At 61.9% G+C, this 21,490-nt stretch carries 28 protein-coding genes, 1 tRNA gene and 1 pseudogene; 8 read left to right on the top strand and 22 right to left on the bottom strand.

Features of this window, described 5'->3' with window-relative positions; all coding sequences use genetic code 11:
• Positions 1–87 precede the first annotated feature (87 nt).
• Positions 88–390 carry a DUF1840 domain-containing protein gene (locus tag AC1D0P_RS00495; RefSeq protein WP_436156923.1) on the bottom strand — a complete coding sequence of 101 codons (303 nt, stop codon included), beginning with the start codon at positions 388–390 and terminating at the stop codon, positions 88–90.
• 144 nt (positions 391–534) lie between these two features.
• On the opposite strand from AC1D0P_RS00495, the gene AC1D0P_RS00490 reads away from it, so the two are divergent.
• The 8 genes from AC1D0P_RS00490 to AC1D0P_RS00455 all read left to right on the top strand — a co-directional run bounded on the left by AC1D0P_RS00490 (position 535) and on the right by AC1D0P_RS00455 (position 8,568).
• Positions 535–1,281, top strand: a complete 747-nt coding sequence (locus AC1D0P_RS00490) for a 2OG-Fe dioxygenase family protein (protein ID WP_477674873.1) — start codon at positions 535–537, stop codon at positions 1,279–1,281.
• A 136-nt stretch (positions 1,282–1,417) separates the two neighbouring features.
• Positions 1,418–3,742: a bifunctional salicylyl-CoA 5-hydroxylase/oxidoreductase gene (locus AC1D0P_RS00485; RefSeq protein WP_477674872.1), complete on the top strand. Its 2,325-nt coding sequence runs from the start codon at positions 1,418–1,420 to the stop codon at positions 3,740–3,742.
• A 40-nt stretch (positions 3,743–3,782) separates the two neighbouring features.
• Entirely contained in the window at positions 3,783–4,268 is a 486-nt protein-coding gene (locus tag AC1D0P_RS00480; RefSeq protein WP_436156926.1) for a MarR family winged helix-turn-helix transcriptional regulator, read from the top strand.
• Positions 4,265–5,119: an enoyl-CoA hydratase family protein gene (locus AC1D0P_RS00475; protein ID WP_477674871.1), complete on the top strand. Its 855-nt coding sequence runs from the start codon at positions 4,265–4,267 to the stop codon at positions 5,117–5,119. The genes AC1D0P_RS00480 and AC1D0P_RS00475 overlap by 4 nt, the downstream gene beginning before the upstream one ends.
• A 2-nt stretch (positions 5,120–5,121) precedes the next feature.
• Positions 5,122–6,303: an acyl-CoA dehydrogenase family protein gene (locus AC1D0P_RS00470; protein WP_477674870.1), complete on the top strand. Its 1,182-nt coding sequence runs from the start codon at positions 5,122–5,124 to the stop codon at positions 6,301–6,303.
• The gene (locus AC1D0P_RS00465; protein ID WP_477674869.1) at positions 6,300–7,892 is read left to right on the top strand and encodes an AMP-binding protein; all 1,593 of its coding nucleotides are present in this window, start codon (positions 6,300–6,302) and stop codon (positions 7,890–7,892) included. The genes AC1D0P_RS00470 and AC1D0P_RS00465 overlap by 4 nt, the downstream gene beginning before the upstream one ends.
• A gap of 17 nt (positions 7,893–7,909) precedes the next feature.
• Positions 7,910–8,176, top strand: a complete 267-nt coding sequence (locus AC1D0P_RS00460; RefSeq protein WP_477674868.1) for an acyl-CoA thioesterase — start codon at positions 7,910–7,912, stop codon at positions 8,174–8,176.
• Positions 8,173–8,568, top strand: a complete 396-nt coding sequence (locus AC1D0P_RS00455; protein ID WP_477674867.1) for a RidA family protein — start codon at positions 8,173–8,175, stop codon at positions 8,566–8,568. The genes AC1D0P_RS00460 and AC1D0P_RS00455 overlap by 4 nt, the downstream gene beginning before the upstream one ends.
• 154 nt (positions 8,569–8,722) lie before the next feature.
• Here AC1D0P_RS00455 and AC1D0P_RS00450 read toward each other — a convergent pair.
• The 21 genes and pseudogenes from AC1D0P_RS00450 to AC1D0P_RS00350 all read right to left on the bottom strand — a co-directional run.
• Positions 8,723–8,799: transfer RNA gene (locus AC1D0P_RS00450), tRNA-Met, on the bottom strand.
• 18 nt (positions 8,800–8,817) lie between these two features.
• Positions 8,818–9,219: a 50S ribosomal protein L17 gene (gene rplQ / locus AC1D0P_RS00445; RefSeq protein ID WP_007869297.1), complete on the bottom strand. Its 402-nt coding sequence runs from the start codon at positions 9,217–9,219 to the stop codon at positions 8,818–8,820.
• Positions 9,220–9,306: 87 nt separating this feature from the next.
• Positions 9,307–10,241, bottom strand: a pseudogene (rpoA, locus tag AC1D0P_RS00440) (DNA-directed RNA polymerase subunit alpha).
• A gap of 94 nt (positions 10,242–10,335) precedes the next feature.
• Complete coding sequence (gene rpsD / locus AC1D0P_RS00435) at positions 10,336–10,959, bottom strand: 30S ribosomal protein S4 (protein WP_411878479.1); 624 nt, start codon at positions 10,957–10,959, stop codon at positions 10,336–10,338.
• 134 nt (positions 10,960–11,093) lie between these two features.
• The gene (gene rpsK / locus AC1D0P_RS00430; RefSeq protein WP_007869288.1) at positions 11,094–11,498 is read right to left on the bottom strand and encodes a 30S ribosomal protein S11; all 405 of its coding nucleotides are present in this window, start codon (positions 11,496–11,498) and stop codon (positions 11,094–11,096) included.
• Positions 11,499–11,511: 13 nt separating this feature from the next.
• A complete protein-coding gene (gene rpsM / locus AC1D0P_RS00425; RefSeq protein ID WP_477674866.1) occupies positions 11,512–11,877 on the bottom strand; it encodes a 30S ribosomal protein S13 in 366 nt (121 codons plus the stop codon).
• A gap of 24 nt (positions 11,878–11,901) precedes the next feature.
• A complete protein-coding gene (rpmJ, locus tag AC1D0P_RS00420; protein ID WP_028820150.1) occupies positions 11,902–12,015 on the bottom strand; it encodes a 50S ribosomal protein L36 in 114 nt (37 codons plus the stop codon).
• Positions 12,016–12,045: 30 nt separating this feature from the next.
• Positions 12,046–12,264, bottom strand: a complete 219-nt coding sequence (infA, locus tag AC1D0P_RS00415) for a translation initiation factor IF-1 (RefSeq protein WP_007869286.1) — start codon at positions 12,262–12,264, stop codon at positions 12,046–12,048.
• An 18-nt stretch (positions 12,265–12,282) separates the two neighbouring features.
• Entirely contained in the window at positions 12,283–13,602 is a 1,320-nt protein-coding gene (gene secY, locus AC1D0P_RS00410; RefSeq protein ID WP_477674865.1) for a preprotein translocase subunit SecY, read from the bottom strand.
• Between the two features lie 19 nt (positions 13,603–13,621).
• Positions 13,622–14,053 carry a 50S ribosomal protein L15 gene (rplO, locus tag AC1D0P_RS00405; protein ID WP_477674864.1) on the bottom strand — a complete coding sequence of 144 codons (432 nt, stop codon included), beginning with the start codon at positions 14,051–14,053 and terminating at the stop codon, positions 13,622–13,624.
• 13 nt (positions 14,054–14,066) lie between these two features.
• Positions 14,067–14,249, bottom strand: a complete 183-nt coding sequence (rpmD, locus tag AC1D0P_RS00400; RefSeq protein WP_122954340.1) for a 50S ribosomal protein L30 — start codon at positions 14,247–14,249, stop codon at positions 14,067–14,069.
• A gap of 12 nt (positions 14,250–14,261) precedes the next feature.
• Positions 14,262–14,780 (bottom strand): 30S ribosomal protein S5, encoded by a 519-nt coding sequence (rpsE, locus tag AC1D0P_RS00395; RefSeq protein ID WP_092130234.1) that lies wholly within the window; start codon positions 14,778–14,780, stop codon positions 14,262–14,264.
• A gap of 17 nt (positions 14,781–14,797) precedes the next feature.
• Positions 14,798–15,163: a 50S ribosomal protein L18 gene (gene rplR / locus AC1D0P_RS00390; RefSeq protein ID WP_411884579.1), complete on the bottom strand. Its 366-nt coding sequence runs from the start codon at positions 15,161–15,163 to the stop codon at positions 14,798–14,800.
• An 11-nt stretch (positions 15,164–15,174) separates the two neighbouring features.
• A complete protein-coding gene (gene rplF, locus AC1D0P_RS00385; protein ID WP_477674863.1) occupies positions 15,175–15,708 on the bottom strand; it encodes a 50S ribosomal protein L6 in 534 nt (177 codons plus the stop codon).
• Positions 15,709–15,732: 24 nt separating this feature from the next.
• Positions 15,733–16,128 (bottom strand): 30S ribosomal protein S8, encoded by a 396-nt coding sequence (gene rpsH / locus AC1D0P_RS00380; RefSeq protein WP_122954342.1) that lies wholly within the window; start codon positions 16,126–16,128, stop codon positions 15,733–15,735.
• Between the two features lie 18 nt (positions 16,129–16,146).
• Positions 16,147–16,452, bottom strand: coding sequence for a 30S ribosomal protein S14 (gene rpsN, locus AC1D0P_RS00375; protein WP_411878484.1), 306 nt, complete (start codon positions 16,450–16,452; stop codon positions 16,147–16,149).
• A gap of 8 nt (positions 16,453–16,460) precedes the next feature.
• Positions 16,461–17,036 (bottom strand): 50S ribosomal protein L5, encoded by a 576-nt coding sequence (gene rplE, locus AC1D0P_RS00370; protein ID WP_477674862.1) that lies wholly within the window; start codon positions 17,034–17,036, stop codon positions 16,461–16,463.
• A 1-nt stretch (position 17,037) separates the two neighbouring features.
• Positions 17,038–17,358 carry a 50S ribosomal protein L24 gene (rplX, locus tag AC1D0P_RS00365; RefSeq protein ID WP_122954344.1) on the bottom strand — a complete coding sequence of 107 codons (321 nt, stop codon included), beginning with the start codon at positions 17,356–17,358 and terminating at the stop codon, positions 17,038–17,040.
• A gap of 9 nt (positions 17,359–17,367) precedes the next feature.
• On the bottom strand, positions 17,368–17,736 hold the full coding sequence (rplN, locus tag AC1D0P_RS00360; RefSeq protein WP_007869247.1) for a 50S ribosomal protein L14: 369 nt from the start codon (positions 17,734–17,736) through the stop codon (positions 17,368–17,370).
• A 388-nt stretch (positions 17,737–18,124) separates the two neighbouring features.
• The gene (locus AC1D0P_RS00355; RefSeq protein WP_477674861.1) at positions 18,125–19,711 is read right to left on the bottom strand and encodes a glycerol-3-phosphate dehydrogenase/oxidase; all 1,587 of its coding nucleotides are present in this window, start codon (positions 19,709–19,711) and stop codon (positions 18,125–18,127) included.
• A gap of 150 nt (positions 19,712–19,861) precedes the next feature.
• A partial coding sequence (locus AC1D0P_RS00350) for an ABC transporter substrate-binding protein (RefSeq protein ID WP_477674860.1) occupies positions 19,862–21,490 on the bottom strand: 1,629 nt, incomplete at its 5' end.

Genomic DNA, 21,490 nt, shown 5'->3' with positions numbered 1-21,490 from the left:
ACAGGATCCCAAGTCGCCTTTTCGAGCAAAAAGAAAAAGCCCTGTCACCAGGGCTTTTTTTATGGATGGCGGACGCGCTTACGGTAGTCAGACGCCCCAGACCACCTCATGCCCGGACTTGAGGTTGCGCTGCAGCATGTCGATAAAAGGCACGGCGCGCTGGCGCAGGCCCAGGCCGTCGCCGGGGACGACGCCGTCTTCGGCATTGGCGTCATGGGCTTCCTCGTGCGCGATGGCGGCCTGCAGGGCGGCGATGGCGGCGGGCATCTGTTCGGGCAGGATGATGCCCTTGGGGGCGGGGTCTTTGCCGATGATTTCGAGGACCTTGCGGCCGTTGGCTTCGAGCATGATCACATCGCCGGCGTCTTTGGATTTGAATTTGTAAAGCATGGAGAACTCCTCAAGTTGGACAGACAGGCCATTATGGAAAGTTTTGATCCTCATGTATGTAGGCAGGTTCCACCTGTTGCCGCCTCGGGGTTTTCCGGCCGCGGCTGCAGGGCCGGCCGCGCGGCTCAAGCAAAATAGCGGCCTATGTTCAATATCGCCACTGTCCCCAAGTCGGCCCGCCAGGCGCTCAGCCAGGACGGCCTGAGCCTGCTGAACCCGGCCGAGCTGACGGCCACGCTGGAACTGGGTACCGCCTGGGCGCCGGCCTGGAATGCACTGACGGCCTCCTGGGACAGGCTGCCGCCGGACGCCCACCTGAAGGACGGCGGGCATTACCGCAAGCGCCGGCATTCGTGTTTTGTGCAGGAGCTGGCCGCGGGCACGCTGGTACAGACGCCGCACCGCGCGCACTGGCAGCCGACGGATTACAACGCGCTRCACGGCGGCTTTGAGCGCTGGTTCGAGCCTGTGGAGCCTGCCGTGGCGGGCGCCACGGCGTGGACGGACCTGATAGCCGGCCTGGGCAAGCTGTTTGCCCAGGTGCAGCCGGCCGAGCGCTGGCACATCGAGGCTCACCAGTTCCGCATCGACACGGCGGGCGGTGTGGGCCGGCCGACGCCGGAGGGCGCGCACCGCGACGGTGTGGACTTTGTGGTGGTGATGATGGTGGCGCGCCACGGCGTGAAGGGCGGCGAGACCCGGGTGTTCGATGCCAACGGCCCGCATGGCGTGCGATTTGTGATGCGGGAGCCGCTGACGGCGCTGCTGCTGGACGATGCGCGGGTGATCCACGAGACCACGCCGATACTGCCGGCGGACGACCAGCCTGGCGCCGGATTCCGCGATACGCTGGTGCTCACTTACCGGGCAGCTGCCTTCCAGGCACCCTGAATCCCGGGGCCGGGCTCCCGGTCCACCACTTGCCTTCCCGTCACAAAGTCTTGCACGCCTTGCGGTAAAACCCGCTTGACGGATTTAGTTTAAACCTAAACAATTAAGGCAAGATTAATCCAGAGAGTACGCTTTCATGCACATTCTTTGCCTGGGCGGTGGTCCCGCAGGTTTGTATTTCGCCCTGCTGATGAAGCTGCAAAACCCGGCCCACCAGGTGACGGTGGTAGAGCGCAACCGGCCTTTCGACACCTTCGGCTGGGGCGTGGTGCTGTCGGACCAGACCCTGGGCAACCTGCGCGCGGCCGACCCGGTCAGCGCGCAGCTGATCGGCGATGCCTTCAACCACTGGGATGACGTGGAGGTGTTCTTCAAGGGGCGCTCCGTGCGCTCCGGCGGCCACGGCTTTTGCGGGATCGGGCGCAAGCGCCTGCTCAATATCCTGCAGGAACGCTGCATCGCGCTGGGCGTGGACCTGGTGTTTGAAACCGACGTGCAGGACGACCAGGCCATCGCGGCGCAGTACAAGGCCGACGTGGTGATCGCCAGCGACGGGCTGAACAGCCGCATCCGCAACCGTTATGCCGACACCTTCAAGCCCGACGTCGAGCTGCGCGCCTGCCGTTTTGTCTGGCTGGGCACGCACAAGACTTTCGACGCCTTCACCTTTGCATTCGAGCAGACCGAGCACGGCTGGTTCGCGGCGCACGCCTACAAGTTTGACGAGAACACCTCGACCTTTATCGTGGAGACGCCGGAAGCGGTGTGGAAGGCCCACGGTCTGGACCAGATGAGCCAGGAGGACGGCATCGCGTTTTGCGAGCGACTGTTCGCCAAGTACCTGGACGGCAATGCGCTGATGAACAACGCGACGCACGTGCGCGGCTCGGCGATCTGGATACGCTTTCCGCGCGTGGTGTGCGAGCGCTGGGTGCATGAGGCCGACATCGACGGCAAACAAGTGCCGATTGTGTTGATGGGCGATGCGGCGCACACCGCGCATTTCTCGATCGGCAGCGGGACCAAGCTGGCCCTGGAAGATGCGATTGAATTGACCAATTGTTTTGCGCAGCACGGCGATGCCACGGCGGCGCTGCAGGCCTATGAAGCGCTGCGCTCGGTCGAGGTGCTGAAGATCCAGAACGCGGCACGCAACTCGACCGAATGGTTCGAGAACGTGGATCGCTACAGYGGCATGGGGGCCGAGCAGTTCTTTTATTCGCTGCTGACGCGCTCGCAGCGCATCAGCCATGAAAACCTGCGCGTGCGCGATGCAGCCTGGCTACAAGGTTATGAGCAGTGGCTGGCCAGGAGCAATGCTGCCCACGCGCCGCCGCCCATGCTGCTGCCGCTCAAGGTGCGCGAACTCAGTTTGAAGAATCGCATTGTCGTGTCGCCCATGGCCACCTACAGCGCGGTGGATGGCGTGCCCCAGGACTTTCACCTGGTGCACCTGGGCGCGCGCGCGCTGGGTGGCGCGGCGCTGGTGTTTGTGGAAATGACTTCGCCCTGCCCCGAAGGCCGCATCACGCCGGGCTGCCCGGGCCTGTGGAACGAAGCGCAGACCACTGCCTTCAAGCGCATCGTGAATTTTGTGCATGCCTCGGGCGCGGGTGCAAAGATGGGCCTGCAGCTGGGCCACAGCGGGCCCAAGGGTTCAACGCAGGTGGGCTGGGAAGCGTCCGACGAGCCGCTGCCCAGCGGCAACTGGCCGTTGCTGGCGGCCAGCGCGGTGGCTTACGGCCCGACCAACCAGGTTCCGCAGGCGATGACGCGTGCCGACATGGACCGTGTGAAGGCGGAGTTTGTGCAATCCACCCGCTATGCAGCCGACGCCGGCTTTGACTGGCTGGAACTGCATTGCGCGCACGGCTACCTGCTGTCGAGCTTTATCACGCCGCTGACCAACCAGCGCACGGACGACTACGGTGGCAGCCTGGAAAACCGCTGCCGCTTTCCGCTCGAGGTGTTCAGCGCGATGCGCGCGATATGGCCGGCGCATCTGCCCATGAGCGTGCGGATCTCGGCGCACGACTGGGCGCCGGGCGGCAACACGGCGGACGACGCGGTGGCCATTGCGCGCATGTTCAAGGCCGCGGGCTGCGATTTCATCGACGTGTCGTCGGGCCAGACCACGCGTGCGGCCAAGCCGATTTATGGCCGCATGTACCAGACGCCATTTGCCGACCGCATCCGCAACGAGGTGGGCATACAGACCATCGCCGTGGGCGCGATCTCGGAAGTCGACCACGTCAACAGCATCATCGCGGCGGGCCGCGCAGACCTGTGCGCGATTGCGCGCCCGCACCTGGCCGACCCGGCCTGGACGCTGCACGAGGCCGCCAAACTGCAAAGCCGCCACGTGAACTGGCCTCAGCCCTACCTGAGCGGGCGCGACCAGCTCTACCGCGAGGTCGCCAAACAGAAAGAGATGGCGGCACAGGCCGCGATCAGCAAATAAGCAAATAAGCAATAAAGCGCAAGTACACAAGGAGACCCCCATGGACATGGAAGCACGAGGCCACAGCGAACACCCTGAAGCATTGCGGCTCTGGCTGCGCATGCTGACCTGCACGCAGTTGGTGGAAAAGCAGGTGCGCACGCAGCTGCGCGAGCAGTTCGACACCACGCTGCCGCGTTTTGACCTGATGGCGCAGCTCGAGCGCAGCCCCGAGGGCCTGAAGATGAACGAGCTATCACGCCGCATGATGGTGACGGGCGGCAACGTGACGGGCATCACCGACCAGCTGGTGGCCGAAGGGCTGGTGGAGCGCGTGGACGTTGAAGGCGACCGCCGCGCCTACCGCGTACGCCTGACGCCGCGCGGGCGAAAACTCTTCGACGAGATGGCGAGCGAGCACGAAGCCTGGATCGTCGCGGCTTTCGAGGCCCTGTCGCCGCGCGAAGTCGAATCACTGCACAAGCTGCTGGGTAAGGTCAAGCAGCACCACAACCAACTCGCCGACACCAAACTGGAGACGACATGAAACATTACATCGGCCTGGCCAACCCCATGCGCTCGCATTTTGATGCGATGGCCCACTACCAGGCGGAGCATTTCGCCTATTCCTTCGATGCCGGCGTCGCGACGCTGACGCTGAACCGGCCCGAGCGCAAGAACCCGCTGACCTTTGATTCCTATGCCGAGCTGCGCGATTTGTTCCGCACGCTGAACAGCGCAACGGATGTGAAGACGGTGGTGATCACCGGCGCGGGCGGCAATTTCTGCTCGGGCGGCGACGTGCATGAAATCATCGGGCCGCTGACCAAGATGAGCATGCCGGAAATGCTGGAGTTCACGCGCATGACGGGCGACCTGATCAAGGCCATGCGCCTGTGCCCGCAGCCCATCATCGCGGCGATTGACGGCATTTGCGCCGGCGCCGGCGCCATGATGGCGCTGGCGGCCGACATGCGCCTGGGCACGGCGCAGGCCAAGACGGCCTTCCTGTTCACGCGCGTGGGCCTGGCCGGCGCCGACATGGGCGCCTGCGCGCTGCTGCCGCGCCTGATAGGCCAGGGGCGCGCCTCGGAGCTGCTGTTCACCGGAAGGGCCATGAGCGCGCAGGAGGGCCTGGCCTGGGGATTTTTCAACGCGCTGCATGAGCCGCAAGACGTGCTGGCGCAAGCGCAAAAGCTGGCGCAAGAGCTGGCCGAGGGCCCGACCTTCGCGCACGGCATGACCAAGACCATGCTGCACCAGGAATGGGCCATGACGCTGGACCAGGCGATTGAAGCCGAGGCGCAGGCGCAGGCCATCTGCATGCAGACGCAGGATTTCACGCGCGCCTACAAGGCGTTTTCAGCCAAGAAAAAACCTGTGTTCCAGGGTGATTGAACATGAAATCGACGACCGCCCACCTGGCCCTGCCTTTTTTTGACGAGGTTCACCGCGAACTGGGTTCACGCCTGGCCGGGTGGATGCCGCAGCAGCACATCGACGAGAGCGACGACCGCAAGGCCTGCAAGGAGTGGGTGAGCCTGCTGGGCGCCGAGGGCTGGCTGCGCTACTGCGTGCCGGCGGGCAAAGATGGCGCGCTGGGCGGTGCACTGGAAAAACTCGATTCGCGTGCGCTGGTGATCCTGCGCGAGACGCTGGCTTTTCATTCGCCCCTGGCCGACTTCGCCTTTGCGATGCAAGGGCTGGGCAGCGGTGCGATCACGCTGGCGGGCACGCCGGCGCAGCAGGCGGCGTATTTGCCGCTGGTAGCCAGCGGCCAGAAGATCGCGGCCTTCGCCTTGAGCGAGCCCGACGCGGGATCTGACGCGGGCGCCATGGCGACCGCCGCCACGGACACCGGCGAAGGCTGGGCGCTGAACGGCAGCAAAACCTGGATCAGCAACGGCGGCATCGCGGATTTTTACGTGACCTTCGCCAAGACCGACCCGCAGGCCGGCACGCGCGGCATCACGGCCTTTATCGTCGATGCCGACAGCGCGGGCCTGGACAGCAGCGAACACATCGCCGTGATGGCGCCGCACCCGCTGGCCACGCTGAAGTTCGCGCATTGCAAGTTGCCGAAGGATGCGCAGCTGGGCGCGCTGCACGGTGGCTTCAAGCTGGCGATGCAGACGCTGGACATTTTCCGCGCCTCCGTCGCTGCCGCCGCTCTGGGCATGGCGCGCCGTGCGCTGGCCGAGGCGGTGCGCTTCTCCAAAGAACGCAAGATGTTCGGCCAGACCCTGGCGGACTTCCAGCTCACGCAGGCCAAACTCGGCGAGATGGCGGCGCTGGTCGACGCGGCCGCGCTGCTGACCTACCGCGCGGCCTGGATGCGCGACGAGAGCGAACGCCTGGGTACCGGTGCGCGCATCACCGCCGAGGCGGCCATGGCCAAGATGACGGCCACAGAGAACGCGCAGAAAGTCATCGACATGGCGCTGCAGATGCACGGCGGCCTGGGCGTGAAAGTCGGCACCAAGGTGGAAAGCCTGTACCGCGACATCCGCTCGCTGCGCATCTACGAAGGCGCGACCGAAGTGCAGCAACTCATCATTGGAAAGGCCGTACTGCAATCATGAGCACCTCCGTCTCCGACCCCGAGCTTCCTTCCGCCGAAACGATGCCCGCGGCGCCCTCCGCGCAGGCGGACCGCTTTGTTCACGACCGCCTGCCGCCGCCTGAACAGCTGCCGCGCATGGTGTATGCGCTGCCCGAGCTGCGCGTCCCGGCGCGCGCCAACCTCGTGCAACACTTGTTCGAGAAGGCTTTTCGCGAGGGGCGCGCGGACAAGCCGCTGCTGCGCTCGGACAAGATCACGCTGAGCTACACCGACGCGCTGGAGCGTGTGAACCGGATTGCGCAGGTGCTGACCGAAAACTTCGGCCTCAAACCCGGCAACCGGGTGCTGTTGCGCGGCGGCAATTCAATAGGCATGGCGCTGGCCTGGTTGGGCGTGGTCCAGGCCGGGCTGGTCGCGGTGGCCACCATGCCGCTGTTGCGCGCCAAGGAACTCGGCGAGATCATCGAGAAAGCCCGGCCCGCGCTGGCCTTGTGCGATGCCGGCCTGCTGGAGGAACTGCAGGCGGCGCAGGCGCCAGGCGCCACGCTGCCCACCATCGTGCCCTTTAATGTGATGGACGCGCCGGGATCGCTGGCCGTACTGTCGGCGCAGAAAGACGGAAAGTTCACGCCCTGCCCCGTGTCGGCCGACGACATCGCGCTGATGGCCTTCACCTCGGGCACCACCGGCAAGCCCAAGGCCGCCGTGCACACGCACCGCGACGTGCTGGCCGCCTGCGAGGCCTGGCCGCGCCATGTGCTCAAGGCAAAGCCGGACGACATCGTGGTGGGCTCGCCGCCCCTGGCCTTTACCTTCGGCCTGGGCGGCATGCTGATTTTTCCGATGTGGGCGGGCGCCTCCGTGTATTACCCCTCCATAGGCTACACGCCGGAGGCCATGGTCAAGCTCATCAATCAGGTCGGCGCGACGGTCTGCTATACCGCGCCCACGTTTTACCGGCAGATGGCGCCTTTTGCCAAACAGCACGGCGTGCCCGGCCTGCGGCTGTGCGTGAGCGCCGGCGAGAGCCTGCCGGACGCCACGCGCCAGCTGTGGAAGGATGCCACCGGCATCGAGATGGTTGACGGCATAGGCGCGACCGAGATGTTCCACATCTTCATCTCAGCCGCCGGCGCCGAGGTGCGCCGCGGCGCCATCGGCAAGGTGGTGCCAGGTTATACCGCCAAGGTGGTGGACGAGACGGGCGCGGAAGTGCCGCGCGGCACCATCGGCAAGCTGGCCGTGGTGGGGCCCACCGGCTGCCGCTATCTTGATGACGCACGCCAGGGCAACTATGTGAAGAACGGCTGGAACTACCCGGGCGACGCCTTCATGCAGGACGCCGACGGCTATTTCTTCTACCAGGCGCGCGCCGACGACATGATTATCACGGCCGGCTACAACGTGGCCGGGCCCGAGGTGGAAGACGCGCTGCTCAAGCACCCGGCCGTGGCCGAGTGCGGTGTGGTCGGCCTGCCCGATGAGGACCGCGGTATGGTGGTGAAGGCTTTCATCGTGCTCAAGCCCGGCGAGGCCGCCGGCGACACGTTGGCCAAGGCCTTGCAAGACCACGTCAAGGCGACGCTGGTGTTCCGGAGCACAAGCTGATCGCCGGCGGAACCGGCGTGCCCATCGTGGACCTGAAGACCGAGTTCCTGGGCATGTGCCGCAACGGCGATGCGCTCACGATCACGCTGGAATTGACGCGTATCGGCAACTCGAGCTTGGGCATGCAGTACGAAGTCCATGGCGAGGCTGGCGACATCAGGCTCAGGGCGCATGGCGTGGTCGTCTATTCCGAAGTTCCCCACGGCAAGCCTGTGCGCATTCCCGAAGCGTTGCGCAGCGCGCTGCTGCCTTATCTGCAACAAACATCCCCTGGAGACACATGATCAAGAAACTACAACCCCCCGGCTGGGCCGAGCCCAAGGGCTATGCCAACGGCATGCTGGCGCGTGGCGCGCTGCTCTTCGTGGGCGGCCAGATCGGCTGGAATGCGAAGCAGGAGTTCGAGAGCGACGACTTCATCGCACAGACCAGGCAGGCGCTGCAGAACATCCTGGCAGTGCTCCAGGCCGGCGGCGCCGGGCCCGAACACATGGTGCGCATGACCTGGTACATCGTCGACAAGGTGGAGTATGTCGCCAGGCTCAAGGAGCTGGGCGGCGCCTACCGCGAAGTCATGGGCAAGAACTTCCCGGCCATGACCTGCGTCGAGGTGGCGGGCCTGGTGGAAGACCGTGCGCGGGTGGAGATTGAAGTGACGGCGGTGGTGCCGGACTGAGCTGGGTGTGCGGGCCTGTCGGGTGGCGATGCCTGCATCGCTGCTTGATGGCCCTACCGCGGCGCGCATTCAATCAAGAATTCAAGAATGTGAGCCGGAAAGCAAAACGCCTGCTGATGCAGGCGTTTTGCTGTGAGTCCGGAGACTCACGTGTTGGTTGCGCGGGCAAGATTTGAACTTACGACCTTTGGGTTATGAGCCCAACGAGCTACCAGGCTGCTCCACCGCGCGGTATATCCGTATTGTAGCTTACTCTGCCTTGGCCGCGTCAGCGGTAGTGTCTTCCGACACTTCAGGACGGTCCACCAGTTCGACCAAAGCCATGGGTGCATTGTCGCCAACGCGGAAACCCATCTTCAGGATGCGGGTGTAGCCGCCTGGACGGGCCTTGTAGCGCGGGCCGATTTCAGCGAACAGCTTGACGACCATGTCGCGGTCGCGCAGGCGGTCGAATGCCAGGCGCTTGTTGGCCAGCGTGGGTTCTTTGCCCAGGGTGATCATGGGTTCCACCACACGGCGCAATTCCTTGGCCTTTGGCAGGGTGGTCTTGATGACTTCGTGCTGCAGCAGCGAATTCATCATGTTGCGCAGCATGGCGAGGCGGTGCTCGCTGGTGCGGTTGAGTTTACGTAGTCCGTGTCCGTGGCGCATGGTGTGTTTCCTTTTTTAAAATCCGGGCAGCCGTATCAGGTACTGCCCGTGCGAGATCCCCGTTCAGGCGGGATCTTGGGGTTTCTATTATCGCTTATCGAGGCCGGCGGGCGGCCAGCTTTCAAGGCGCATTCCGAGCGTGAGGCCGCGGGAGGCCAGCACTTCCTTGATTTCGTTCAGGGATTTACGTCCCAGGTTGGGGGTCTTGAGCAGCTCGTTTTCAGTGCGCTGGATCAGATCGCCAATGTAGTAAATGTTTTCCGCCTTGAGGCAGTTCGCCGAACGAACGGTGAGTTCGAGCTCGTCGACAGGACGCAACAGGATGGGATCGAACTGCTGCGAGCTGCGCTGAACAGGTGCGTCAAACGCGGCCAGTTCATTGCCTTCGAGCTGCGCGAACACCGCCAGTTGCTCAACCAGGATCTTGGCCGAGGCACGGACAGCATCTTCAGCCGTCACGGCGCCGTTGGTTTCGATTTCCAGCACGAGCTTGTCGAGGTCGGTGCGCTGCTCGACGCGGGCGCTTTCGACGATGTAGCTCACGCGCTTGACGGGCGAGAACGACGCGTCCAGCACGATGCGGCCGATGGACTTCGGCGATTCGTCGCCGTAGCGGCGCTGGTTGCCTGCGACAGGTTCACGATCACGTGCTCAGGGTTGATGATTTCCACGTCGTGCGGCGTCTGGATGTCGGCGGCCGTAACCGGGCCTTCGCCGTCCTTGCGCAGGCTCAGCGTGACTTCGTCGCGGTTGTGGAGTTTGAACACCACGCCCTTGAGGTTCAACAGGATGTTGACGACGTCTTCCTGCACACCGTCGATGGACGAGTACTCGTGCAGGACACCCGCGATGGTGACTTCGGTGGCGGCGTGGCCGACCATCGAAGACAACAATACGCGGCGCAGCGCGTTGCCCAGCGTATGGCCGTAGCCACGCTCGAACGGCTCCAGAGTCACCTTGGCGCGGTTGGCGCCAAGCTGCTCAACATTGATGGTTTTTGGTTTCAACAAATTGGTCTGCATGCAGTCTTCCTCTCAATACCCTCGGTTCGTTACACCGATAAGGCCGGCGAAGCACACCCTGGCGATACGGTGCCCCGTATCGCAGGAACGAAAATTAGCGTGAGTACAACTCGACGATCAACGATTCGTTGACGTCGGCGGCAAACTCATCGCGGTCAGGAACCTTCTTGAAGGTGCCTTCGCCCTTGTCGGCGTTCACATCGACCCAGGCGGGCATGCCGACCTGTTTGGCGAGCTCGAGAGCTTCGGTGATGCGGGTCTGCTTCTTCGACTTGTCGCGCACGGCGATGATGTCGCCGGCCTTGACCATGTACGAAGGAATGTTGACCGAGCCGCCGTTGACCGTGATGGCCTTGTGCGACACCAGCTGGCGCGCTTCAGCGCGGGTCGAGCCGAAGCCCATGCGGTACACCACGTTGTCCAGGCGGCATTCCAGGATGAACAACAGGTTGGCGCCGGTATTGCCCTTGCGGCGATCGGCTTCTTCGAAGTAGCGGCGGAACTGCTTTTCGAGCACGCCGTACATGCGCTTGACTTTTTGCTTCTCGCGCAGTTGCAGGCCGAAGTCGGAAGTGCGGGTACCGGAGGTACGGCCGTGCTGACCTGGCTTGGAGTCGAATTTGGCCTTGTCGCTGATGGCGCGGCGTGCGCTCTTCAGGAACAGGTCGGTGCCTTCACGGCGGGATAGTTTGGCCTTGGGGCCTAGGTAACGTGCCACTTGAGTGTCCTTTTGTCATCTGCTGCATTTGCATGCAGGAGCCGGAGGTCGTGACCTGCCGGCGGTGGGCTTGGTAAAAATGCCTGGTATCTGACGGACTGGAAACAACCCGTCGGACAGCCAGGCACGGGGGATTAAATGCGGCGGCGCTTTTGCGGGCGGCAGCCGTTGTGCGGAACCGGGGTCACGTCGGCAATCGAATTGATCCGGATGCCGAGCGCGCCCAAAGCGCGAACAGACGATTCACGGCCGGGACCGGGACCCTTGATTTCAACGTCAAGGTTCTTGATGCCCTGTTCAATGGCGGCGCGGCCTGCTACTTCCGAAGCGACCTGCGCTGCGAAAGGAGTGGATTTGCGCGAGCCCTTGAAGCCCTGGCCACCGGAGGAAGCCCAGGACAAGGCATTGCCCTGGCGATCCGTGATGGTGATGATCGTGTTGTTGAAAGAAGCGTGCACGTGGGCGATGCCATCGGCCACGTTCTTGCGAACTTTCTTGCGAACGCGCTGTGCGGCGTTATTGCTTGGTGATTTTGCCATGACGACCTCTCAATTATTTCTTCAAAGCTGCTGCGGCCTTGCGCGGACCCTTGCGGGTGCGGGCGTTGGTCCGGGTACGCTGGCCGCGCATGGGCAGGCCACGACGGTGGCGGAAGCCGCGGTAGCAGCCGATGTCCATCAGGCGCTTGATGTTCATCGTGGTTTCACGACGCAAGTCACCTTCGATGGTGAACAGGGCGATCTGCTCACGGATTTTTTCCAGGTCGCCATCGGTCAGGTCTTTGACCTTTTTGGCGTRGGCGATGTCGCATGCTTCGCAGATTTTGCGAGCGCGCGTGCGACCGATGCCAAAGATAGCAGTCAAGCCGATTTCGGCGTGCTGCTGCGGCGGAATATTGATACCAGCGATACGAGCCATGTTCGTCCTCTAAAACTCTTGAAATCAGCCTTGACGCTGTTTGTGGCGCGGGTCCGTGCAGATCACACGAACAACGCCCTTGCGCCGGATAACCTTGCAGTTGCGGCAAATCTTCTTGACCGAAGCTGAAACTCTCATTTCTATTACTCCTAAACTTTCACTCTGTGCTTACTTGGCACGGAAAACAATGCGTGCGCGCGATAAATCGTAAGGCGTCAATTCAACCGTTACCTTGTCACCGGGGAGAATGCGGATGTAGTGCATACGCATTTTTCCCGAGATGTGCCCCAGTACAACATGTCCATTTTCCAGCTTCACCCTGAAAGTTGCATTGGGGAGGTTTTCTACAACCTCGCCTTGCATCTGGATCACATCGTCTTTAGACATATCCCATCAAATATCCAGTTAACCGCCCAGTGACGTCTTGAAGTTCGCCTTTTTAAGCAACGACTCATACTGTTGCGACATCATGTAGTTCTGCACCTGGGCCATGAAATCCATGGTCACCACGACAATAATCATCWACGACGTGCCGCCGAAATAGAAGGGCACGTTGTATTTCAAAATCAAAAACTCAGGCAACAGGCACACGAATGTGATGTACACCGCACCTGCCAGCGTCAAGCGCACCAGGATTTTGTCAATATAGCGAGCCGTCTGGTCACCTGGGCGAATGCCGGGGATGAAGGCGCCGCTCTTCTTCAGGTTGTCCGCCGTTTCACGGCTGTTGAACACCAGGGCCGTGTAGAAGAAGCAGAAAAACACAATCGCGCTGGCATACAGCATCACATAGATCGGCTGGCCCGGGGTCAGCGTGCTGGCGATGTCCTTGAGCCAGCGCATGCTGTCACCAGCACTGAACCAGCCCACAACGGTCGCCGGCAACAAGATGATCGACGAAGCGAAGATCGGAGGGATCACACCCGCCATGTTCAGCTTCAGCGGCAAGTGCGATGACTGTCCGCCGTAGACCTTGTTGCCCACCTGTCGCCGCGCATAGTTCACAAGAATCTTGCGCTGGCCCCGCTCCACGAACACCACAAAATACGTTACCAGCACAACCACAGCGACGATCAGGATGGCGATCACGATGCTCATGGCGCCGGTTCGTACCAGTTCCAGCAAGCCGCCCATCGCATTCGGCAGGCCGGCCGCGATACCCGCAAAAATCAGGATCGAAATACCGTTGCCCAAACCGCGCTCGGTGATCTGCTCGCCCAGCCACATCAAAAACATGGTGCCGGCCGTCAGGCTGAAAACCGCCGTCATACGGAAACCGAAGCCAGGCACCAGGACCAGGCCAGGCGAGCTCTCCAGTGCCACGGCAATCCCCATGGACTGGAACAGTGCCAGGGCCAGCGTGCCGTAACGCGTGTACTGGGTGATCTTGCGGCGGCCGCTTTCACCCTCTTTTTTCATCTGCTCGAACGTCGGAACGACGTAGGTCATCAGTTGCATGATGATCGAGGCCGAGATGTACGGCATGATGCCCAGGGCAAACACCGTGAACCGCGACAAGGCACCACCCGAGAACATATTGAACAGGTTCAATATGCCGCCTTGCTGGCCCTTGAAAAGCTCTTTCAGCTGGCCAGGGTCAATCCCCGGCACCGGGATGTGCGCGCCGATGCGGTACACCACCAGGGCCAGCAGCAAAAACACAAGCCTGTTGCGCAGGTCACCGTACTTGCCGGTTTTCGCAATTTGAGCCGAGTTGGTTGCCACTGATGTATCCAGTCAGGTATTAAGCGACGGAGCCGCCGGCGGCTTCGATCACGGTCTTGGCAGCCGCCGTGGCGGAAATGCCGTTCAGCTTCACAGCCTTGGTCAGTTCGCCGGTCTTGATGACCTTGACGTTCTTGGCGAGCTGGCCCACCAGGCCGGCCGTCTTCAGTGCCAGCAGGTCCACTTCGGCCAAGCCGAGTTGTTCCAGCGCACCGAGAGTGACTTCGGCGTTGAACTTCAGCAGATGCGACTTGAAGCCACGCTTTGGCAAGCGGCGCTGCATAGGCATTTGACCGCCTTCAAAGCCGACCTTGTGGTAGCCGCCCGCGCGGGACTTCTGTCCCTTGTGGCCGCGGCCCGACGTTTTGCCCAGGCCGGAGCCGATGCCGCGACCGACACGGCGCTTGGCATGTTTGGCGCCTTGGCCAGGCTTGATTCCGTTCAATTCCATGATGAGTCTCCGCTCAGACAATCTTGACCAGATAGCTGATCTTGTTGATCATGCCGCGCACTGCGGGCGTGTCCTGCAGTTCGCTGACGCTGTTGACGCCACGAAGGCCCAGACCGCGCACGGTGGCGCGATGCGATTCCTTGGTGCCAATCGGGCTGCGAACCAGCTGGACTTTTACTTTGGTTTCTTTGGTCATTTCAATGCCGCCTTAGCCGAAGATTTCTTCGACTGATTTACCACGCTTGGCCGCAATTTCAGAAGCGGTCGTGGAGTTGTTCAGTGCATCCATGGTGGCGCGCACCATGTTGTAGGGATTGCTCGAACCATGGCTCTTGGCCACGATGTCGGTAATGCCCATGACTTCGAAAACAGCGCGCATCGGGCCGCCGGCAATGATGCCGGTACCCTTGGGAGCCGGCGCCATCATGACGCTGGCTGCACCGTGGTGGCCGAAAACATTGTGGTGGATCGTGCCGTTCTTCAACGAGACCTTGGTCATGTTGCGGCGCGCTTCTTCCATGGCCTTCTGCACGGCTGCCGGCACTTCTTTCGATTTGCCCTTACCCATGCCGACGCGGCCGTCACCGTCACCAACCACCGTGAGTGCGGCGAAACCGAGGATACGGCCGCCCTTCACGACTTTGGTCACGCGGTTGACCGCGATCATTTTTTCCTTCAGACCATCGTCTGGAGCGTCGTTGTTCGATTTTGCTTGAAACTTAGCCATACTTAATTCCAGTCTGCTTAGAACTGCAAGCCAGCTTCGCGGGCCGCATCAGCCAGCGCTTTAACGCGGCCGTGGTACGCAAAACCGGCGCGATCAAACGCCACTTTTTCAACACCTGCCGCTTTTGCCTTTTCGGCAATGCGCTTGCCGATGGCCTGCGCAGCAGCAACGTTTCCGCCCTTACCCGAGGCGCCGATGTCCTTGCGCACTTCGACTTCCGCGGTGGAAGCGGCAGCCAGCACCTTGGTGCCGTCGCCAGAGATAACAGTGGCGTAGATGTGCAAGTTGGTGCGGTTGACGGTCAGACGGGCAACACCTTGCGTGGCAATGCGGATGCGGGTCTGGCGTGAACGACGAAGGCGCTGCTCTTTTTTGGTCAACATGATGCAGCTCCTTATTTCTTCTTGGTTTCTTTGATCGTGATTTTTTCATCCGAATAACGGATGCCCTTGCCCTTGTAAGGCTCGGGAGGACGGACGGCGCGCACTTCGGCGGCGATCTGTCCCACACGCTGGCGGTCGGAACCCTTGATGRTGACTTCGGTCGGCGTAGGCGTTTCCACCTTGATACCGGCCGGCATGTCCATCACCACTGGATGGGAGTAACCCACCGTCAGGTTCAGCTTGGCGCCTTGGGCCTGGGCTTTGTAACCCACGCCGATCAGGCTGAGCTTTTTCTCAAAGCCCTTGGTCACGCCGGTCACCATGTTGTTCACGAGCTGGCGCATCGTGCCGCTCATGGCATTGGCTTCACGCGAATCGTTGGCCGGCACAAAGGTCAGCTTGCCTGCATCGTTCTTGATGGTGACAAGCGCGTTTTGCGTCAGCGCCAAGGTGCCGAGGGCGCCCTTGACGTTAATCTGGTCTTCTTTCATGGCCACGTCCACACCCTGGGGGRTGGAGACCGGCATTTTTCCTACACGAGACATTTCAGTTTCTCCTCAATGCCGCCGTTAGGCCACGTAGCAAAGCACTTCACCACCGATACCGGTAGCGCGGGCTTTACGATCAGTCATGACACCTTGCGGCGTCGTGACAATTGCCACGCCAAGGCCGTTCATGACCTGGGGGATGGCGCCATGGCCTTTGTAGACACGGAGACCGGGGCGGCTGACGCGCTCGATGCGCTCAATCACGGGGCGGCCTGCGTAATACTTCAGGGCGATTTCCAGCTGGGACTTGCCTTCGTCGGTCTTGACGGAGAAGCCATCGATGTAGCCCTCATCCTTCAGTACCTGCGCGATGGCAACTTTGACTTTCGACGACGGCACCAGCACAACGGCTTTTTCAACCATTTGTGCATTGCGGATGCGGGTCAACATGTCGGCGATAGGATCACTCATGCTCATTTTGTGGTTCTCCTATGCTTACCAGCTGGCCTTGGTGATACCAGGGATATCACCAGCAAAAGCCAACTCGCGGATCTTGGCGCGAGCCAGGCCGAATTGACGGAACGTACCGCGTGGGCGACCCGTGATCGCGCAGCGGTTGCGCTGGCGGGTAGGGTTGGCATTGCGGGGCAACTTTTGCAGCTCGAGGCGGGCCAGAGCGCGTTCGTCGTCCGAGCGCTTGGCGTCGTTGGACGTCGCCTTGAGTTCAGCGTATTTTTTGGCGAACTTGGCCGCGAGTTTCTCGCGCTTCAGTTCACGTTGCAGTAAAGCTTGTTTTGCCATGTCCCGCCTCAGTTCTTGAACGGAAAACGGAAAGCGGTGAGAAGTGCCTTGCACTCTTCATCGGTCTTTGCCGTGGTGGTGATGCTGATATTGAGACCGCGCAAGGCGTCAACCTTGTCGTACTCGATCTCAGGGAAAATGATCTGCTCTTTCACGCCGATGTTGTAGTTTCCGCGGCCGTCGAAGGCCCGGCCGGAAATACCGCGGAAGTCACGCACGCGCGGCAGGGCCACGGTAACGAAACGATCGAGGAACTCATACATCTTCACGCCGCGCAGGGTGACCATGCAACCGATGGGCAGGTCTWCGCGGATCTTGAAACCGGCGATAGCCTTTTTGGCCYTGGTCACGACGGGCTTCTGGCCGGCAATCTTGGTCATGTCGCCGACGGCGTTRTCCATGACTTTCTTGTCGGCAACAGCCTCGCTCACGCCCATGTTGAGCGTGATCTTGGTGATGCGGGGAACCTGCATCGGCGAGGTGTAGCCGAATTTTTCAATCAGGCCGGGGGCGATTTTTTCGCGGTACTGGGCCTGCAGGCGAGCCTGCGGAGCAGCTTGTTGTACAGGTGCGGTCTTTGCCATGTTATGCAGCCTTGATTTCTTCGCCGCTGGACTTGAAGACGCGCACTTTTTTGCCGTCTGCCAGAAGCTTGATGCCAACGCGATCCGCCTTGCCGGTTGCGGCATTGAAGATTGCCACGTTCGACTGGTGAATCGGCATGCTTTTTTCGACGATACCGCCGGTGGTGCCCTTGAGGGGATTGGGCTTGGTGTGTTTTTTCACCAGGTTGATCCCGTCCACCAGCACGTAGCTGTCGTCTTTGCGCAGCGAAATCTTGCCGCGCTTGCCTTTGTCGCGACCGGCGATCACGATGATCTCGTCGCCTTTACGGATTTTGTTCATGGCGAGTCCTTACAGAACTTCAGGAGCCAGGGACACGATCTTCATGAACTTTTCAGTGCGCAGTTCACGCGTCACTGGTCCGAAGATGCGGGTGCCGATAGGCTCCAGCTTGGCGTTAAGCAACACTGCTGCGTTGCCGTCGAATTTGACGAGGGAGCCGTCACCGCGGCGGATACCCTTGGCGGTGCGAACGACCACTGCACTGTAAACCTCGCCTTTTTTGACGCGGCCACGCGGAGCGGCTTCTTTGATGCTCACCTTGATGACGTCACCAACGCTGGCGTACCGGCGCTTGGAGCCGCCCAGAACCTTGATGCACATCACGGACTTGGCACCCGTGTTGTCAGCAACATCGAGCTTGGATTGCGTTTGAATCATTTAAATGTGTTCCCAACTTGCACCGGAAGGCAACCCCTTGGGATCACCAGCCAATCAGTCTTGGGCCTGTCGTCCACACCGCAAACCACTTGCGATGCTTCCGTTAGGCAGAATTCCTCGCCTTTTAGAGCGAAGCCCACGATTATCACTAAATCACCCGGCACTGTCAACCGGCTGTTGTGAAAATATCCCCGTCAAGGCCCAGCAAGTGGCTTCGCCAGCCTGCACAGCCTCGGAATCGATCTCGCCACCGGGCCAGGGAGGCCAGACGAAATCACCGCGAAAGCCAATATGAATAACGACTGATAGCTATAAAAAATGGAGCGCTTCTGGGGCGATACTTTCCTTCAGTGGGTATTCGCTTTTCTCCCCGAAAGCCGCCGAAAAATCAGTCCGGCAGGCTCRAGTACTGGCCGCAGAGCGCCAAAAACGCGTCCAGTTGCGGATCCACTCCGTTTTCCTGCTGCAGCAAGGTCGCCACTTCCGGCGCCAGGGTCCTGGCCAACGCGGCATCGAGGAACAGCAGGCGGGAGCGGCGTGCCAACACGTCTTCCACCGTGCGAGCATATTCATGGCGGGCGGCAAAACGCACCATGGCTTCCGTCAGGCCGCCGCCCAGTTCACGGGCCGCCCCAGGCAGGCCGTCCAGGGCCGGCGCTTCACTGCCATATAGATGAGCCCCAGGCGCCTCACTGATCTTGTGATTTGAGTTGTGAGCGCCAACTAACTTCAAATGCGTGGTGGCGCTTGCTGCCCGTGCCGGGAGCAGCGCCGCGCCAAAACATTTGTCCAGCACGTCTTCGGCCATCGCGCGATAGGTGGTCCATTTCCCGCCCGTGACAGTGACCAGGCCGCTTTTGCTGACCAGTACCGTGTGTTCGCGCGACAGCGCCTGGGTGCTCCCGGCGTCCTCATCCGGCGGTTTGACCAGGGGCCGCAGCCCCACCCAGATGCTTTTGATATCCGCCGGGCCAGGGGCGCGGCTCAAATAGCGCGCGGATTCGCGCAGGATGAAATCGACCTCTTCCCTGAAAGGCAGCGGTTCGCGGGCCAGGTCGTGGCGCGGCGTGTCAGTGGTGCCCAGGATGGTCTTTCCGAGCCAGGGCACGGCAAACAGCACCCGGCCGTCGGCCGTCTTGGGTACCAACAGGGCGTGGTCGGTCGGCAAAAACGAGCGGTCCACGACGATGTGCACGCCCTGGCTGGGCGCCACCATGGGCTTGGCGTCACGGCCTATGGCCTGGCCGTCCTGCATACGCAGCTGGTCCACCCAGACGCCGGCGGCGTTCACCACGCAGTTCGCCCGGATCTCGAACACCTGCCCCGTCTCCTGGTCGCGCGCATGCAGGCCGACCAGCTTGCCGCCTTCATGGATCAGGCCGGTGGCCGGGCAGTAGTTCACCAGCAGCGCGCCCTGTCGCGCCGCCGTGCGGGCCAGGGCCAGCGCCAGCCGCGCGTCGTCGAACTGGCCGTCCCAGTATTTGACGCCGCCCTTGAGGTCTTGCGGCTGCACGTTCGGCAGGTACGCAAGGGTTTCCCGGCGGTTGAGAAATTCCGTGGCGCCCAGGCCCGCTTTGCCGGCCAGCGCGTCATACATCTTGAGTCCTATGCCGTAAAACGGCGCCTCCCAGAATTTGTAGGAAGGCATGACAAAAGGCAGCGGCTGGGCCAGGTGCGGTGCATTGGCCAGCAGCGTGGTGCGCTCGTGCAAGGCCTCGCGCACCAGAGAGATATTGCCCTGGGCCAGGTAGCGCACGCCGCCGTGCACCAGCTTGGTGGCACGCGAGGACGTGCCTTTGGCGAAATCGTGCGACTCCACCAGCACGACGGAAAAGCCGCGCGCGGCGGCGTCCAGCGCCACGCCGAGTCCGGTGGCACCACCGCCAATGATCGCAATGTCATAGTGCCGCGGCTCGGCGAGCCTGGCCATCAAGTCCTGGCGCCGCGTCGCCGCAGGCGCTGATTCAGTTGTCATGGGCTTAGATTCCCGTTCCATACAAACCCATTTTTTTAAGTGCGCCCGAGCTTACCCCAGCGCTACGGCAACAGCCCTCACGGACCGCCGCCTCCAGCTTCAGCAAAAAACAGGCCGTGCGGCACCGATGCGCCGCACGGCCTGCGGGGGTCAGCGCACCTTGCCGTCTTTCCAGGCCTGCAGCAGCTTGTCGTAGTTGATGGTCTCGCCCTTGGGCTTTTCATTGGCCAGCTTGGCCCATGGCGCACCCTTGTCGCTCAGCCATTTGGCCGGATCGCCTTTGGGGTTGAGCTTGGGCGCGCAGTGGGCCATGCCGGCGCGCTCCAGGCGTCCCATCACCTGGTCCATCTCGTCGGCCAGCGTATCCATCGCACCCTGAGGGGTCTTCTCGCCCGTCACGGCCTGCGCCACGTTCTTCCACCAGAGCTGCGCCAGCTTGGGGTAGTCGGGCACGTTGTTGCCGGTCGGCGTCCAGGCCACGCGGGCCGGGCTACGGTAGAACTCGATCAGGCCGCCGTAATTGGCGGCATTCTTGGTGAAGTAGTCGTGGTGGATATCGCTGTCGCGGATGAAGGTCAGGCCCACCACCGATTTCTTGGCGGAGACGGTCTTGGACGTGATGAACTGGGCATACAGCCAGGCGGCCGCCACCTTGTTGGGGTCATGGTCCTTGAAGAAAGTCCAGGAGCCCACGTCCTGGTAGCCGTTTTGCATGCCCTGCTTCCAGTAGGGGCCGTTGGGGCCGGGTGCCATACGCCACTTCGGCGTGCCGTCGGCGTTCACCACGGGCAGGCCCTTCTTGGTCATGTCGGCGGTAAAGGCCGTGTACCAGAAGATCTGCTGGGCGATCTGCCCCTGGGCCGGCACCGGACCGGCTTCGCCAAAGGTCATGCCGCTGGCCTCCTTGGGCGCGTACTTCTTCATCCAGTCCACATACTTGGTCAGCGCGTAAACCGCGGCCGGCGAATTGGTGGCGCCGCCGCGCGAAACCGAAGCGCCCACCGGCGTGCACTTGTCGGCTGCCACCCGGATGCCCCACTCGTCCACCGGCATGCCGTTGGGAATGCCCTTATCGGCGGTACCGGCCATGGACAACCAGGCATCGGTAAAGCGCCAGCCCAGCGACGGGTCCTTTTTGCCGTAATCCATGTGGCCGTAGATGGGCTTGCCGTCTATGGTTTTCACGTCGTTGGTGAAGAACTCCGCGATGTCTTCGTAGGCGCTCCAGTTCAGCGGCACGCCCAGCTCGTAGCCGTACTTGGCCTTGAACTTGTCCTGCAGGTCCTTGCGCGCGAACAGGTCGGCGCGGAACCAGTAAAGGTTGGCAAACTGCTGGTCTGGCAACTGGTAGAGCTTGCCGTCGGGCGCCGTGGTGAAACTGGTACCGATGAAGTCCTTGAGGTCCAGGCCTGGGTTGGTGTATTCCTTGCCCGCGCCGGCCATGTAGTCGGACAACGCCAGTATCTTGCCGTAGCGGTAGTGGGTGCCTATCAAGTCGGAGTCGGAAATCCAGCCGTCGTAAATCGACTTGCCGGACTGCATGGAAGTCTGCAGCTTCTCGACCACGTCGCCTTCCTGGATGATGTCGTGCTTGACCTTGATGCCGGTGATTTCCTCAAAGGCCTTGGCCAGCGTCTTCGACTCGTATTCATGGGTGGTGATGGTCTCGGACACGACCGAGATTTCCTTCACACCCTTGGCCTGCAGCTTCTTGGCCGTGTCGATGAACCATTTCATCTCGGCCTGCTGCTTGTCCTTGGACAGCGTGGAGGGCTGGAA

Source organism: Polaromonas sp. P1_G2 (assembly GCF_056405515.1).
The sequence above is the reverse complement of the archived record's forward strand: the minus strand, read 5'-3'. Positions and strand labels throughout refer to the sequence as shown.